General features: G+C 39.2%; 11 protein-coding genes and 1 tRNA gene. 5 read left to right on the forward strand and 7 right to left on the reverse strand.

From position 1 onward, the window contains the following. Nucleotides 1–163: 163 nt before the first annotated feature. The 5 genes from ABJG98_RS06890 to ABJG98_RS06910 all read right to left on the reverse strand — a co-directional run bounded on the left by ABJG98_RS06890 (nt 164) and on the right by ABJG98_RS06910 (nt 8,215). Nucleotides 164–1,396: a metallophosphoesterase gene (locus ABJG98_RS06890; protein ID WP_348278756.1), complete on the reverse strand. Its 1,233-nt coding sequence runs from the start codon at nt 1,394–1,396 to the stop codon at nt 164–166. Between the two features lie 123 nt (nt 1,397–1,519). Beyond that, on the reverse strand, nt 1,520–5,032 hold the full coding sequence (locus ABJG98_RS06895; protein ID WP_348278757.1) for an efflux RND transporter permease subunit: 3,513 nt from the start codon (nt 5,030–5,032) through the stop codon (nt 1,520–1,522). 5 nt (nt 5,033–5,037) lie between these two features. Next, nucleotides 5,038–6,219, reverse strand: a complete 1,182-nt coding sequence (locus tag ABJG98_RS06900) for an efflux RND transporter periplasmic adaptor subunit (RefSeq protein WP_348278758.1) — start codon at nt 6,217–6,219, stop codon at nt 5,038–5,040. 4 nt (nt 6,220–6,223) lie between these two features. Beyond that, nucleotides 6,224–7,585: a TolC family protein gene (locus ABJG98_RS06905; RefSeq protein ID WP_348278759.1), complete on the reverse strand. Its 1,362-nt coding sequence runs from the start codon at nt 7,583–7,585 to the stop codon at nt 6,224–6,226. A 6-nt stretch (nt 7,586–7,591) separates the two neighbouring features. Beyond that, nucleotides 7,592–8,215 carry a helix-turn-helix domain-containing protein gene (locus tag ABJG98_RS06910; protein WP_348278760.1) on the reverse strand — a complete coding sequence of 208 codons (624 nt, stop codon included), beginning with the start codon at nt 8,213–8,215 and terminating at the stop codon, nt 7,592–7,594. Nucleotides 8,216–8,374: 159 nt separating this feature from the next. Between ABJG98_RS06910 and ABJG98_RS06915 the strand changes: the two genes are divergently transcribed. The 3 genes from ABJG98_RS06915 to purL are packed head-to-tail and all read left to right on the forward strand — an operon-like array spanning nt 8,375 to nt 13,437. After that, a complete protein-coding gene (locus ABJG98_RS06915; RefSeq protein ID WP_348278761.1) occupies nt 8,375–9,169 on the forward strand; it encodes an alpha/beta hydrolase in 795 nt (264 codons plus the stop codon). Continuing rightward, nucleotides 9,170–9,703, forward strand: coding sequence for a TlpA disulfide reductase family protein (locus tag ABJG98_RS06920; protein ID WP_348278762.1), 534 nt, complete (start codon nt 9,170–9,172; stop codon nt 9,701–9,703). It abuts the gene before it with no gap. A gap of 53 nt (nt 9,704–9,756) precedes the next feature. After that, nucleotides 9,757–13,437 carry a phosphoribosylformylglycinamidine synthase gene (gene purL, locus ABJG98_RS06925; RefSeq protein ID WP_348278763.1) on the forward strand — a complete coding sequence of 1,227 codons (3,681 nt, stop codon included), beginning with the start codon at nt 9,757–9,759 and terminating at the stop codon, nt 13,435–13,437. Here the strand turns inward: purL and ABJG98_RS06930 are convergent, their stop codons facing one another. Together ABJG98_RS06930 and ABJG98_RS06935 are read right to left on the reverse strand one after the other, a co-directional pair. Continuing rightward, nucleotides 13,438–14,364, reverse strand: coding sequence for a hypothetical protein (locus tag ABJG98_RS06930; protein WP_348278764.1), 927 nt, complete (start codon nt 14,362–14,364; stop codon nt 13,438–13,440). Between the two features lie 187 nt (nt 14,365–14,551). Further along, nucleotides 14,552–15,280: an alpha/beta fold hydrolase gene (locus ABJG98_RS06935; protein WP_348278765.1), complete on the reverse strand. Its 729-nt coding sequence runs from the start codon at nt 15,278–15,280 to the stop codon at nt 14,552–14,554. A gap of 297 nt (nt 15,281–15,577) precedes the next feature. Here ABJG98_RS06935 and ABJG98_RS06940 point away from each other — a divergent pair. Both ABJG98_RS06940 and ABJG98_RS06945 read left to right on the forward strand, forming a co-directional pair. Beyond that, nucleotides 15,578–15,650, forward strand: a tRNA-Gln gene (locus tag ABJG98_RS06940). 64 nt (nt 15,651–15,714) lie between these two features. Then, nucleotides 15,715–16,644 carry a ribose-phosphate pyrophosphokinase gene (locus ABJG98_RS06945; RefSeq protein ID WP_348278766.1) on the forward strand — a complete coding sequence of 310 codons (930 nt, stop codon included), beginning with the start codon at nt 15,715–15,717 and terminating at the stop codon, nt 16,642–16,644. The last annotated feature ends 5 nt before the right edge of the window (nt 16,645–16,649 follow it).

Raw genomic sequence — 16,649 nt, forward strand, 5'->3', positions numbered from 1 at the left:
TTTGGGCGAAAAGATAAAAAGGAAAGTTAACGAATCAACTGAATTCTCAATAAACACAGAAAGAGGGACGTGTGTCCCTCTTTCGCCTAATCACCTGTAAAATCACCTATTGTCCTATGACATGAAGATGTAGTTATAACACCTTCAGGTTGTCAACCCCTATTTAGGATTTCTTTAACTCTAAGATTGTGATCTCCGGCAAAATACCAATACGACCAGGATAGCCTATAAAGCCATACCCACGATTGACATAAAGCGACTGATTACCTTCTTGATAGAGATCGGCCCATTGTTTATACCTGTATTTCGCAGGGCTCCATCGGAAGTTACCTATCTCTATTCCAAATTGCATCCCATGGGTATGTCCTGCAAGCATTAAATCAATTTCTGGATATTCTACTCTAATTTGTGCATCCCAGTGACTGGGGTCATGTGACAACAATAGTTTGAAAGGCTTTTCATCAGTACCTACTACCGTTTGCTTCATATCACCATATTTTGAAAATCTACCTTCTCCCCAGTTTTCACATCCTAGAATGGCAATTTCCTCTCCGTCTACTTTGAGTGTTCTGTTTTCATTGAGCAATAGATCATAGCCCATATATCGATGCATTTCATGCAAATTATTGATATCAGTCTGTTTGGCTTGAGGTGAAGACCAACTCGTGTAGTCTCCGTAATCGTGATTGCCCATTACAGAAAAGACTCCTAATGGAGCTGAGACTTTCTTGAAGATATCTAAATAGTCTTTGGCCTCCTCGCTTCGATTATTTACCAAATCCCCAGTGAAAAAGGCTATATCTGGCTTTTGAGCATTCAATAAATCCACACCACCAGCTACCGCTATCTTATTAAAGAAACTACCCGTGTGAATATCTGAAATTTGAGCTATTCGAATTCCGTCAAACGCCTTGGGCAAGTTTGGAGAATGAATTGTTCGTTTTCTAACCCTATAGTCATGTGCGCCAGAGATAATCCCGAATGACATAGTGGCGACTGGAATTGCTCCGGCAATTAATGCCGTTTTCTGCATGAAGTCCGATCTTGAAGTTGAATGCTTTTCTTCTACAAATGGAAATAAATTTGCCAGCCATGTGACACCCCGTCTGATGTCCTCCAATAGGAGAAAAACAGTAGAAAATAGCTTTCCTATAAAAAGGACAAAAAAGAACGTTGTAATGTAAAGACGAAGATTACCCAGCAGCTTAGGATCAATCTGTCGGTACAACAAAACGCCAGTCAATGAAACTATACTCACAACCCAGTAACCTATTAGAATCGCTCGTCTCCAAATTGGGTTCATTCCTTCAGTGATGGACCGAAGCGCCAGAAAGACATAAACATCCAATACAAGGTAAATGGATATTAGAAATACAACGAAATAAATGCGACTCATACCTACAAAAAATCCCCCCGAGAACCGGGGGGAATTACTATTAACTTAAACCTAACCGATGATATTCTTTAATAGAAGAATATTAAATATGTGTAACGAACAAACTAGCGAAAGGTTGATCATTTAGGCTGCTTCCTTACTATACGTCATTTCCGCCTCCGCTTCTTTATTTGCTTTTTTGGCAAACAATTTGTACTTCATTCTATATGAGATTGTAAACAGAACAGGGACAATTATCAACGTTAAGAAGGTTGCTACAATTAAGCCGAAGATCACTGTCCAAGCAAGGGGTCCCCAGAAAATTACATTATCACCTCCAACATATATTTTCGGATCAAATTCTGTGAATAAAGAGAAAAAGTCAATGTTCAAGCCAATGGCTAATGGTATTAAGCCAAGCACAGTTGTGATGGCTGTCAGAATCACAGGTCTTAACCTTGCCTTACCACTTTGAACAGTCAATCTCATCACTTCATCTTTATCTAAAAACCCTGTCTCATCCATTCCTAGTTCTTCTTTCTTTCTATCAATGAGTATTTGAGTATAATCGAGTAACACCACTCCATTATTCACCACAATTCCAGCTAGTGAAATGATTCCCATCATAGTCATCATAATTACAAATGGCCAGCCAGTAATCATAAGCCCGCCAAACACACCAATCAAACTCAGGAAGATTGCAATCATGATAATCATTGGTTTGGATAACCCACCAAACTGAAATACTAGCAATAAAGCGATGAGTCCCAAACCCGCGAAGAACGCACCCATCAAGAATGCCATCTGCTTGTTTTGCTCTTCTATTTGCCCTGTATAGTCAATACTGACACCTCTTGGCAAACCATCAAAATTCTCCATGACCTCTTCAATTTGAGCCACAATGGCGGATGGATCAGTAAAACCTGGTTTAAGGCCTGAATAAACAGTCACTACTCGTTTGGTATCTCTATGTTTGATAGCACTGAAACCCGAGGTATTCTTTTGTGAAGCCACAGCAGAAACCGGAATCTCCTTAATCTTACCGGTAGACTGATCTCTGAAAGTTATGTTTTGATTGAATAGTGCACTTGTATTATATCGCAGGTCTTCATTGAAACGAACATTGATATCATAGTCCTCACCGTCCTTCTTATAAACTCCCGCCTTTTCACCAAATATGGCTCTTCGCAATTGATTACCCACCTGACCCACTGCTACGCCAAGTTCGCCAGCCTTCTCACGATCCACAACTACCTGCATGGTAGGCTTGCCTTTGTTTACGTCGATCTTAAGCTCTTCGATTCCTCCAATGTTCTTGCTGTTAATGAAGTTTCTCATTCGCTCAGCCGTTTGAATCAGCTCATCATAGTCCCTTCCCTCAAGCTCTATGTTTATCGGATATCCAGCCGGAGGTCCTACCGGATCCTTCTCTACGGAAATAGCAACTCCGGGATAGATACCAGTTAATGTTTCCTGAACCTTACCCCTGAGCTTTTCCGAATCCAAACCTTGTCGATATTTGAACTCTCGCATTGATGCTGTGATCTTGCCTCGATGTGGCATCTCGGCTGCAGAACCACCATCTGTAAATGGATTGCCTGCACCTTCACCGACCTGCGATACTGCAGACTCTACAAGTATGTTTCTACCGTCCTGAACATATACTTCGTTTTGGATGATATTATAAACTCGACCTTCAATTTCTTTGGTAATGGCATTGGTCTTGTTAATTGCGGTTCCTTCCGGATACTCGATATAAACAATTATCTGATTCGGAGTATTGTCCGGGAAGAACTCGACTTTAGTGTCACCTTCTATCATAGATCTTATGAACAGTCCGAAAACTAAGATTAGAAGGAAAAAAGTTGATCCAAAATACCAATACACATTGCTACCTCTAATGGCATGCTTGATTCTTCGCTCATACATGTTTTCAAATCGAGTCAGTATTCTTTTCTGGAATCCCAAGGCCATGCCTTTGATCACGTACTTGTAGAGCCAAAACATGATATTGGTGAATATCAAAAGTGTTCCTAAGCCTCTCATGGCACCGCCGAATATCATTATAAGTATTCCGAAACCTGAAAGTATGATAGTCATTCTCCACAAGGCTTTTCGAGATAGCTCGCGTTCACTGGTCTCCATGAATTGGGAAACCAGCATAGAGTTCATGAAAATTGCCACAAACAAGGATGATCCTAATACAATCGATAAGGTGATAGGGAAGTATTTCATAAACTCTCCCATGACACCTGGCCACATTCCCAGCGGTACGAAAGCCGCCACTGTGGTAGCAGTAGAAATCATAATTGGATATGCAATTTCTCCGATTCCTTTTTTGGCAGCCTGTAGTCGAGACATGCCTTCTTGATCCATGAGCCTATAAACATTCTCAACCACTACAATACCATTATCTACCAGCATACCAAGACCCATGATCAGCCCGAAAAGAATCATTGTATTCATGGTATAGCCAAGAGCATTGATGATCATGAAAGACATGAACATAGACATTGGAATCGCAAATCCAACGAACAATGCATTCCTGAATCCAAGGAAAAACATCAGTACTGTAACAACCAGAATAATACCAAATATGATGTTATTGATCAGGTCGCTTACTTGATTTAATGTACGCTCTGATGAATCATTGGAAATGGAAATTTTAAGATCTGATGGGAAATAATCAGCTTCAGCTACAGTGATTATATTCTTAATCTTGTTTACAGCTTCGATCATATTTTTTCCTGATCGTTTCTTGATATCCAACATCACTACGCTTGAGCCGAATTCTCTTGCGTAAGTAGTTTTATCTTCCGGACGGAAACTCACCGTTGCGATATCTTTGAGATAGACTGGTGAATTATTTTCCGATTTCACGACAAAGTTTTCCAGCTCTGAAGGCTTCTGAATTTCACCGAGAATTCGAATTGTGCGACGCTGACCACTAGCCTTTAGATTACCAGCAGACATTGTCATGTTACCATTTGCAATGGCTCCAAGGATATCATCGAAGCTGACTTTGGCTGCCATCATCTTATAAATGTCGACGGCAACTTCAACTTCTTTTTCCTGAGCACCACGGATATCAGCTGCTTTAATTTCCGGCAAATCTTCAATTTCATCCTGGAGGTATTCTGCGTATTCTTTGAGCTTGTCAACCGGATAGTCCCCTGTAATATTGATATTCATAATCGGAAACTCTTCCGACATTTTGAGATCAAAGACATTGGGCTCAACCTTAGCGCCATTAAACAATGGCCAATCTTCGCCTGAAGTTTCACTGTCTACCTCATCTTTTGCTCGCTGCTTTGCTTCCTCTACTGAAATATTTTCATCAAACTCCACGGTGATCATTGAGTAATCTTCCTGAGAGGTAGATATTATTTCAACAACGTTCGTCACGTTCTTAAGCTTATCTTCTAGTGGATCGGTAATCAACCGCTCCATATCCTCAGCTGTATTGCCTGGAAAAGGTGTACTTATATAAATCTTTGTTTCCTTGATCTCTGGGAAGTCTTCTCTGGGCATAGCAAAATATGCAGAGAGCCCCATAATCAAGAAAAGGCCAATGATCAGATATATAACCGAAGGATTTCTAATGGCCCAGGATGAAGGCTTGAATTCCTTATCTACTTTACTGTTTTTAGTAGCCATCTATTTTAATAGTTTAAAATTTTAACTCCTTGACCGTCTTTAACACTTCGTGCTCCCTCGATAATGATACTCTGACCATCACTTATTCCTGACAAAACTTCAATTATATCACCTTGAGTTTTACCGGTTGTTATGATGGTTTTCTTAGCAACAGCCACATTGTCTTTGTTGATGTTGGTCACTACATATGCATATTGCTCGCCTTCGGAATTCTCCGAAATTGCGCTTTGCGGAATCAAGAGTGCAGCATCTTTTCTATAATCGTTGATATGTACTCTTGCTGTAAGATTTGGCTTAACATTGCCGCTTTTATTAGGAACTGGAATTTGTACTGCAAATGACCTGTTATTGGGATTGATGTAGTTGCCTGTTTCCCGAACGAATGACTCTATTGTCTCATTGAGTATTGGGAAGAAGACTTTTACTTTTTTCCCTTTGGTCACAGATGTGATGTAAGTTTCTGGAACTAAAGTCTCAATGTACATTTTGGAAAGGTTTACTACACGAAAAACTTCTGACCCAGGTCCGCCAGGTGCAACTACAGTACCCTGATCCTTGATAACATCGTCTACTATACCATCAAATGGTGCGCGCATTGAAAATTTCCGAAGCTGAGACTCCATCTGGTCTACAGCAGCTTTCTGAGATTCATAACTGGCTTTTGCTTGTAAATACTGAATTTCAGAACCAATTTTCTGATCCCATAGCCTCTTTTGACGTTCATATGTTGTTTCAGCCAAAGAGAGTTGGGTTTTCATTTGTATGAGTTGATTGCTGAGGCCACCATCATCGATTGTTGCTAACAACTGTCCCTTCTTCACTTTGTCACCCTCTTCTACGTATGTTTTTATCATTACACCAGCAACCTCTGGGTAGATCAGCACATTCTGTCTGGTAGTTACATCTCCTTGCAACTCTACGTAATGAACAAATTCCTGTGCTTTTACTTCTAGAGCAGTAATTAAAGGGATATTACTATCACCACTATTAGCTTCGATGGCTGAATCCAGTAAAGCGATATCCACCTCTACTTTTTTTAGTTGTGTAGTCAGTTCCTTTTTCTTAGCTCGAATGCTTTCCATATCTCCATCAGCAAGAATTGTACTGATGGTAGAAGATTCATTTCCTCCGCATGCTACTATTGCAAACGCGAGGAATATATTTAGTATATGATTGATCTTACGCATGATCTTAGTTATTATAAAGAGTTCCAAGTGCTTTCTTAAGTTCGATTTGTGATGTGATCGCCTGAAATAGCGAATTCAAATAATTTGTTTGTGATTCTTTGAGTGAGGTGTCGGCATTGATTACCTCAATATTTGAGCCTACACCTTCTTGATATTTAATTTTTGAAATGTCATAAACTTCTTGTGCCAGCTCCATATTTTGCTTCTGTACCTCAAGTGTTTCGATCTGACTGTTTAAACTAATTTGAGATTGTTCTATTTCCAGATCAATACTTTTTTTCACATATGACATCTGATTTTCAATTTGTTTTACCTGTAGTTTATTTTGTTGGATTTTATTGCTCTTAAGGAACCCGTCAAATATTGGAATAGAGGCTGTAATGCCAACTGCTCCATTGTCCAGCCACCTTCTTGACACAAACAAATCTCCGCCATTAGAGGCTGCAGTATTCCACCCATAGCCTAATCTGGCATATAGTTTTGGTAAATATTGAACTCGATTATTTTTCATATCCAGATGTGCCAGGCTTCTATTAGTCTCTAGCTGAGAAAACTCAATTCGCTGATTGTAATCAAAAGATTCTGAGGGGATTACAGGTACATCTACATTTACCTCTTCCAGGCTCTCTTCTAACTCAATCGGCTGATTTAAATCCATACCCATCTGAAACTTGAGAAGCTTTCGACTAATATTTCTTAATTGGTTGGTTCTGCTATACTCAACCTTCAGGTTGTTATAGTTTACTCGTATTCTGTCTACATCAACTTTTTCTGCAAAACCTGCCAGATACATTTGATCTGTTTCTCTCAAAAGCGTGTCTAATCTTGACATGTTTTTTTCCAACAATTCCAGTTGTTCTTCAGCAATTAATGCATTGTAATATGCCTTACTTACAGCCTCTACAATATCAATTTGAGATTTGACATGCTCTTTAGTGGACAATTCTCTATATGTTCTGGCTGCTTGTAAACCCACGAAATATGATCCGTCAAATATTAGTTGATTTACAACCAGGCCAATATTTCCGTCATATTTTTGCTGGAATGAAAGTTCAATATCTTCCTGCACCATTCCCGGCATAGCGGAGGAGTCTCCTCCAGGAAAACTACTAGGGTCAAGTAAACTTCTTTGTGGCTCAAAATTGTAATTCAACCCAGCATTTACGTTTGCCTGAGGCAAGCCCATTGAAATGGTCTTTCTAACTTCAGCTTCAGCAATCTCCTTGTCGAGTTGCTTGATTTTCAATTGTTCATTATTGCCCAACGCAAAGTTGATGCAATCCTCCAGGGAAAGGATGACCTTCTCCTGTGCATGCACTCCAATCGAAGTGCCAATAATCATTATTAGTATAAATATGCCTCTCATAAAGTATTAGAGTATGTGATTGGTTGATTCTAGATTTATATATTCTTCGTATTTCTTTCGTCCTTCATCCGTCAACAGACCATGAACGAAATGATCAAGTATTTGTAACTGGACTGTAGGAAAATCGAATTCATCACGTGGAAATATCTTCGTATTGAATACGAGCTGAACACCTTCTACTCTGAGTATTGATAATACTTTCGCGTCCAATTCCTCTCTGAAGTAACCTTCCTTTTTGCCTCGCTCAATATTTCTTTCGATATGTCCTCGGATCGTTGAGTGTTTAAACTCCAGATATTTGTCCCATGCCTGCCCATGATACTTCTGCATATCATATAGCAATGACGGATTCATTCGAAATACATGCTTTCTCAAACATTGAGAAACCAGTAAAATCTCATGGATCGAATCTTTCGACTGGCTGTACATTTCCTCAAACTCCTTCGTTTCCTTTTCAAAATGATTCAATGCAACTTCTGATACCAAGCCATCTTTATTATCGAAGTATTGGTAAAGTGTTTTTTTAGACATGGATGCATCCCTGGCCACGTCATCCATTGTCACACTTCGAATTCCGTATTGGATAAAAAGCTCCTCCGCACTGTTCAATATCTTTTCCTTTGCTTTCAAATCTTCTCTTTACATTGTTTAATCGTTACTAAAACACCAAGGAAACTTTAAGCTTACCAAAAGTTTCCATCGTGCAAAACAACGTATTGAAAATGTATTTGTTCCCTATTTCATTGATTTTTTTTTACAGAACGGAATATTGTCCGATTTATCAAGCAAATGACGAGTATTCAAACAGATAATGGACAGCTATTTTATTTCAAGTTTGGAGATGGAGATAAAATATTATTAGCCTTTCATGGCTTTGGACAAGACAATAAAATATTTCAAGATTGGACCAAAGAATTAGGCAAAGAGTATACTATTTACTCCTTTGATCTTTTCTATCATGGCAAGAGTACCAGAGTATACAATAGCCTTTCTAAAAATGACTGGAAGTTTTATTTAGAGCAATTTTTAGCAACCGAAAAGATCACTGAATTTTCAGTAATCGGATTTAGTCTTGGAGGTAGGTTTGCAATAGCTTCAGCCTTGACTTTTCCAAAAAAAACGAAAGAAATCACCCTTATAGCTCCCGATGGGGTTTTCTTAACCATTTGGTTTAAACTGGCTACTACACCTATTATTCGATTACTTTTTAAGCACCTATTGTTAAATCCATCAGCATTAGATGGATTGATTGCCTTTAATGACAAGTATCGTATTGTAAGTCCATATTTAGGCAATTTCGTGCGGAAGGAATTAGGTGATGCTGCTAATAGAAAGCGTGTCTACATATCATGGAATCATTTTAAACCACTAGGCTACTCAAAAAAACAGCTTGCGTCGTTATTCAATCAGGCTGAATTTAAACGAAGAATAATTCTGGGAAGTAAAGACCATATCATTAAACCTGAGAAGATATTACCGATAATCAGAAAGATGGGTGGTTTTGAGGTAGACGTTTTACCATTGAAACATCATCAGCTTATTAAGCAAGAAGTGGCTAAATTGATTCGGGATAAACACTCTTGAATGCAAAAACTAGGTATACTTATTTTCTTGATCGCTCCATTCCTTTCATTCTCTCAACCAACAGAAGAGCAAATCCAACAAGTAGCAGAAGCTAAAAAGGAGGTGAAAAAAATGAAAGGTAAATCGTTCCCAGATTTTACACTAACCACGTTAGATGGTACATCTTACACAAAGGAGGAACTCAAAGGGAAGATACTATTAGTTAATTTCTGGTTTTCACGGTGTACGCCTTGTATCATGGAAATGCCAGAGATGAATGAGATGGTTTCCGAATTTAAAAATGAAAATATTGTTTTTCTAGCGCCTACTTTCGATGATTTAGAGAAAGTAAATAAGTTTTTAGGGAAGCGAGAATTTCTCTATGAAATCGTTCCAGACGTAAAGGACTTTTGCTTAGCCTTAAATGTAAGGTCTTACCCAACACACTTTGTAGTGAATAGAGATGGAGTTATTGAAAAAGTGATCATTGGTTACTCATCTGTAACAGTTGGAGCTCTTCGCAAATCCATTAGGAAATTGTTGAAATCCGAGTGAGTCAAAGCAGACAAAAAGGTTAATTTTGCGGACTTCAAAAAGAGGTTCCTTCAATGATTCAATTCTTCCAAAATTCTGAAGACGCAATTATCGCCGTAGGCGTTTCCACTCCGCTTACATCTGATGAAATCAACAAACTCGAATGGCTTTTTTCCGGAGCAAAGCCTGTTAGCCACAAAACCATAACCGGCAAATTTATTGGCCCGCGAAAAGAGATGATCTCTCCATGGAGCACCAATGCTACAGATATTGCTCATAATGCGGCAATTCATTCCATCACTAGAATTGAAACTTACCTTACTGATTCATCTGTTGGAGCCTTTGATCCCATGCTGCAGCAGGTCTATGAAAATTTGGATCAATCTATTTTTACTCTGGATCGCACTTCAGAGCCCATCAAACACATTGATGATATTTCTTCCTATAACAAGCAAGAAGGATTGGCACTTAGCAGTGAAGAAATTGACTACTTAGAAGGAGTTTCTAAGGAAATTGGAAGGCCACTTACAGATTCTGAAGTATTCGGATTTTCACAGATTAACTCAGAACACTGTCGTCATAAAATCTTCAATGGAACATTTATTATTGATGGCAAAGAGCAAGAGCTATCTCTGTTCCAGTGGATTAAGAAGACGTCTAAAGAAAATCCTAATTATCTGGTTTCGGCATACAAGGATAATGTTGCTTTCATTCAAGGTCCTAGTGTTCAGCAATTTGCACCAGCAACGCAAGACAAGCCAGACTGGTTTGACACAAAGGAATTTGAGTCTGTAATTTCACTCAAAGCAGAAACACACAACTTCCCAACTACCGTAGAACCATTCAATGGAGCGGCTACCGGATCGGGTGGAGAAATTAGAGATCGTATGGCTGGCGGTCAGGGCAGCATTCCTCTTGCAGGAACTGCAGTATATATGACTTCTTATTCCCGATTGGAAGATCCTCAAACCTGGGAAAAACCTGCACGAAAATGGCTTTATCAAACACCTCAAGAGATTCTAACGAAAGCTTCTAATGGGGCAAGTGATTATGGGAACAAATTTGGACAACCACTAATCTGTGGCAGTGTGCTCACTTTTGAGCATGAAGAAAGTGGAAAAAAATATGGCTATGACAAAGTAATCATGCAGGCAGGTGGTGTTGGCTATGGTAAGCAAAAGGATGCACAGAAAAAGCCAGTAAGTCCCGGAGAAAAGATAGTGGTAATGGGTGGTGATAACTACCGGATTGGAATGGGTGGTAGCGCTGTGTCTTCGGTGGATACCGGGGCATTCAATCAGTCGCTTGAACTTAACGCTGTTCAACGATCCAACCCAGAAATGCAGAAACGTGTTGCGAATGCGGTGAGAGCAATGGTAGAGTTGGATGACAACACAATTACTTCCATTCACGATCATGGTGCCGGCGGTCACTTAAACTGTCTATCAGAACTGGTGGAAGAAACTGGTGGAGTTATTAATCTGAAGAAACTTCCTGTAGGTGATGAAACACTTTCGGCGAAGGAAGTGCTAGGTAATGAATCTCAGGAACGCATGGGATTAGTCATCAATGAGCAAGATGCAGAGTATCTAAAAAAAGTATCTGAGCGGGAACGAGCGCCCTATTACGAAGTAGGAGAAGCTGGCTCCAACAATGAATTGAGATTTGTAAACGACGGAGAATCCTCTCCTTTTGATTTAAAACTTCATCATCTTTTTGGGTCATCACCAAAAACCATTCTTGAAGACAAGAGTCAAAATTCAAACTTTGAAGACCTTAGTTATTCAGAAGAAAAAGTGGATACATACCTGAATGCAGTACTTCAATTGGAAGCAGTGGCTTGTAAGGATTGGCTCACTAACAAAGTGGATCGATGTGTCTCAGGGAGAGTTGCAACACAGCAGACTTGCGGTGAACTTCAACTGCCACTCAACAATGTAGGCGTAATGGCATTGGACTTTAAAACGAACAAAGGAATTGCCACATCGATAGGTCACTCACCTGTCCCAGGCTTGATTGACTCTGGAGCCGGCTCTAGATTATCTATTACAGAATCCTTAACCAATTTGGTATGGGCACCTCTCTCCTATGGACTGAAAGGTGTGTCACTAAGTGCTAACTGGATGTGGCCAGCCAAAAATGAAGGAGAAAATGCTCGATTGTATAGAGGAGTTAAGGCCATTAGTGACTTTGCTTGTGAACTTGGCATCAATGTGCCGACGGGAAAAGACTCCATGTCTATGACACAAAAGTACCCTGATGGTGAAAAAGTATATGCTCCAGGAACCGTCATCATCAGCTCCGTAGCTGAGGTTTCTGATGTTAATAAGACGGTAAGTCCTGTAATTGACTTTTCACAAAAAGGTTCGAAGCTTCTCTATATTGATTTCTCTGGTAGTGATTTTGAATTAGGAGGTTCCTCCTTCGCGCAGACGCAATCAAAGATTGGTAGTAAAACACCGGAAGCGAGTGCTCAGACTGTTGCGAGTGCTTTCAATACAGTACAAAAGCTGATTAATAAGGGGCTTATCATAGCTGGTCATGACATTTCTGCTGGTGGTCTGATTACTGCTTTACTAGAAATGAACTTTGCCAATACTCAAGGAGGCTTGCAAGTTGATCTATCAGGGTTAAATGAAACTGACAGTATCAGGGTGCTTTTTTCTGAAAAGCCAGCATTGTTAATTCAGTTTACAGATTCAAGTGTGACTGAAATTTTGACTGAAAACGGTGTTGGTTTTCATGAAATTGGAGAACTGACAAATGCGCGTAAAGTAGACGTTAAGAATGGAAGCTTTTCTCATTCGTTTGATATAGATCAAGCTCGTCAACTCTGGTTCAAAACATCGGCGTTGCTTGATTTAAAGCAAACAGAAACAACTGTCTCAAAAACTAGAACTGCTAACCGATTTAATCAACCACTCTCCTACTCCTATCCAAAACGATACGACGGTAAAGCCTCTACACTAAATTTAGACTTTAACCGAAAAGGTAAATCTGGCGTCAAAGCAGCTATCATTCGAGAACAAGGCGTCAACAGTGACAGGGAAATGGCTTATGCACTCTGGCTAGCCGGCTTTGATGTGAAAGACGTTCACATGACTGACCTTATCACAGGAAGAGAAGACTTGAGTGAAGTCAATGTAATTGTCTTTGTGGGTGGTTTTTCCAATTCGGATGTACTTGGGTCTGCCAAAGGATGGGCAGGTTCTTTTCTATTTAATGAGAAAGCCAAAGCAGCACTAGATAGTTTCTATGCTCGCACGGATACATTGAGTTTAGGTGTTTGTAATGGTTGTCAACTGATGATGGAGCTGGGGCTTATCTATCCGGAATTGGGCGATAGCCATCCAAGGATGCATCACAATTCTTCAGAAAAGTTTGAATGTGGATTTGTAAATGTTGACATCCAGGAGACTAATTCCATAATGCTTCAATCCATGATCGGATCGAAATTAGGAATCTGGCTTGCTCATGGTGAAGGTAAGTTTGAATTGCCGGGCAACGAGACTGATTACTTAATTCCGGTTAAATATTCATATTCAGAATTTCCTGGCAATACCAACGGAAGTGATTTCAACACAGCTGCGTTAGCATCAAAAGATGGAAGACACTTAGCAATTATGCCACACCTTGAGCGCTCGCTTTTCCAATGGAACTGGCCATATAAAGCCGGTCTAGAAAGTGCAGAAGTATCTCCGTGGATGGAGCCATTTGTAAATGCATTTGATTGGGTGAAGGAGCACGCCAAGTAATCAATCAAGGTTTTGATTGAGCCATTTCATGAACTTTACCTCACTCCCAACTTTTCTAAGTTTAGGATAATTATCAAATTGAGAAGCGTAAAATGCTTTTTTGATCGAAGCTTTATTGAAAAGGAATTCGGTAAGTATCTTTTTATTGCTTGCAATGTAATAGTCCTTTTCGTCAAACATGAAAATACTCTTGTGCTGACTGAGCGATACCGATCCTATTTGTGCTACTTTTTTAAAGTGGTGTTTTACAACAGTGAAAGATTCATGCTCAAATAGCACCTCAACATAGGTGTTTTCATTGAGCTCTGGAATCAAATATTCTGAATCCACATTGGCAATAGCATCATGCTTAATCAGATAGTTTTTTAGCTTAAAAATGGCTTGACTAGACTTTGTTTCCAGCTCGATTGATAACTTATGATTACGAGCCCTTTTTTCAATACTTAAAAGTCGAATGCTTATTGACTCAAAGTCTGGGTAATCTTTCAAATAAGTCAGAATTTCTTGATGCCTGAGTGAAGTTGTTACTTCGACAATGCCCTCATAAGGCAATCCAAATCCTTTTCTGAATTGCAATTCGCCATCTGCTCCATCGATAATGAATCCACTTATGGTCGAATTTGATGCTTTAAAGTGTTTATTGTTGGCCTTTAGATATACACTGTTATCAAACACATTAAACTTGAGTTTAATACCATTTAGCTGATAACCAGATTTTAAAACGATACTTCCATCAAACCATTTAGGTACACCATTGTCAGAGTTTAAATAAAGGAATTGTCTGATATTTTGTGTCAATGTAGCTGAATCAACCTCCGTTACACTTCTCTGAAGAAAAGACTCCATTTCTTGCACGTTGGTCTGCGCAAACATTTGATGGAATGCTAAGAATAGAAGCGCTACATTAAAGTATTTTGCAGGGTTCATGCTATGTGATATCATTCACTTTTTTATCATCAAAAGGCAAATTATATGAAACACAACATAAAAATATCATTGCTTCAGATGCATTGTAAGAAAGAAGATGTGTCGTTAAAATAATGAAGTCCTTAGGCAACAAGCGCGGTATAATCACTACAAACGGATATAAACAGTAGTTATTAAAATATTGCTATTATTCATTGTATTCCAATAGAAATCGAAATGCTACTTCCAAGCTGGCTTCTTTGGCGGCCTCATCATAATTCCCACCCGCATTAAATAGCTTTTGCGCAAAGGCATGACGCGCATTTGGATATATGAAGAGTCTAGCTGTCCCTGATGCCTTATTCACATTGTTGAAGAAGTTGATCGCTCCATCAGGGTTATCCTTGGCACCCATAACCATCAATGTAGGAAAGGTGATCTTGGCTATTTGCTCCTGATCTTGGGTGACATTGCCATAAAACAGAATCATCCCATCCACAATCTCGTTATTCTTAATTGCCGTTTGGGAAGCTGGAATGGTTCCTAGGCTAAATCCCCAAATGAAAATATTCTCATGTTTTTTACCTGCGATTTTTAATACCTCATCAATGTATTCCCACATGTTAGCCTGGTCAATGGAGTTCATAAGTCCTCCTGCTTCTTGATTTGTTTTAGCCGATTTTCCTTTATATAAATCCATTATTACTACATCCATTCCTGCTTCACTTATTCTATCTGCCATTTCATAGCTCAAGTCCGATACCCCAAACCAATCATGAAAAAGCAGAACTACAGCATCAGACTTTTCTTCTGAGGTGTAATAATAGAAAGATGTATTGCCAGTTTTGACTTCTTTTTTTTCAAGAGTTATGCCTTGAGCCACTCCAGAATTGAGTGCCAAAACGAAATATAAGAGCACTACTATTATTCTTTTCATTTTGATGTTGTTTTTGATTCGCATTATAATGTATACTGTGCACCAGCCAATATGGTTAGAAAGAGTAATATTAATTCCAACTAAACCTTAATTTAATGTTGGCCAGCCATGTAGCTTTTGTTTGTAATTTTAAGAATTCATATCAATCCATTCAACTTTTTTTCACGAACATATTTCTCATAAGTTTAAACAGCCAAAATCCAAAGTTTAGTCTTTTGTTTTAACAATTAATAAACTAATTTTGCCGTCCGATAAAACGGAAGTGAGGGATTGACACTTTAAAAAATATTCCGGTATTGGCCTATGGTGTAACTGGCAACACGTCTGTTTTTGGTACAGAAGAGTCTAGGTTCGAGCCCTAGTAGGCCAACTTGTTCCAAATGGAACTCCAAACTAAAATCCCGCTAACAAAGGCGGGATTTATTTTAAGTAAGATGTCATCAGTAAAGATATTCTCAGGCTCAGCGAATCCAGAACTAGCAAATGCAATTGCTAATAATTACGGTAAGCCTCTGGGTCTTAGCGAAAAGCAAACCTTTAGTGATGGCGAAATGGGCGTTTACTTTACCGAATCGGTGAGAGGCTCAGATGTCTTCCTCATCCAATCTACCGTTCCCCCTGCCGACAATATTTGGGAACTCCTTTTACTAATTGACGCTGCAAGAAGAGCAAGTGCAAAATACGTAACTGTCGTTGTTCCATACTTCGGATATGCAAGGCAGGACAGAAAAGACAAACCAAGAGTTTCGATAGCTGCTAAGCTTGCTGCTAATGTATTAACATCAGCTGGAGCAGACAGAATCATGACGTGTGACCTACACGCTGGTCAAATACAAGGATTTTTCGATATCCCGGTTGACCATTTGGACGCATCTGCAATCTTCTATCCATATTTGAAAAATCTGAAGCTTGACAATATGATCATTGCTTCTCCTGATGTAGGAGGAACAGCTCGTGCACGATCATACGCGAAGCTTTTCGAAGTAGATATGGTGATTTGTGACAAGCATAGAAAACGCGCAAATGAAGTAGCATCCATGCAAGTAATTGGAGATGTAGAAGGCAAAGACGTAGTTCTGGTTGATGACATGGTAGATACTGCCGGAACCATTAGTAAAGCTGGAACTCTATTAAAAGAAAAAGGTGCCAACTCTGTAAGAGCCATCGCAACACATGGAGTACTTTCAGGAAATGCACATAAGAATATTGAAGAATCTGCTCTGGAAGAATTGATCATCACCGATACAATTCCTCAAAAGCAAGAAACTTCAAAAATCAAAGTACTGACCGTGGCAGAGCTTTTTGCAAAAGCAATTCGTAAGATCCACGATCACGAATCCATTAGTTCATTATTTATTAAATAATCATA

It is taken from the genome of Ekhidna sp. (assembly GCF_039960695.1).
Classification (GTDB): domain Bacteria; phylum Bacteroidota; class Bacteroidia; order Cytophagales; family Cyclobacteriaceae; genus Ekhidna.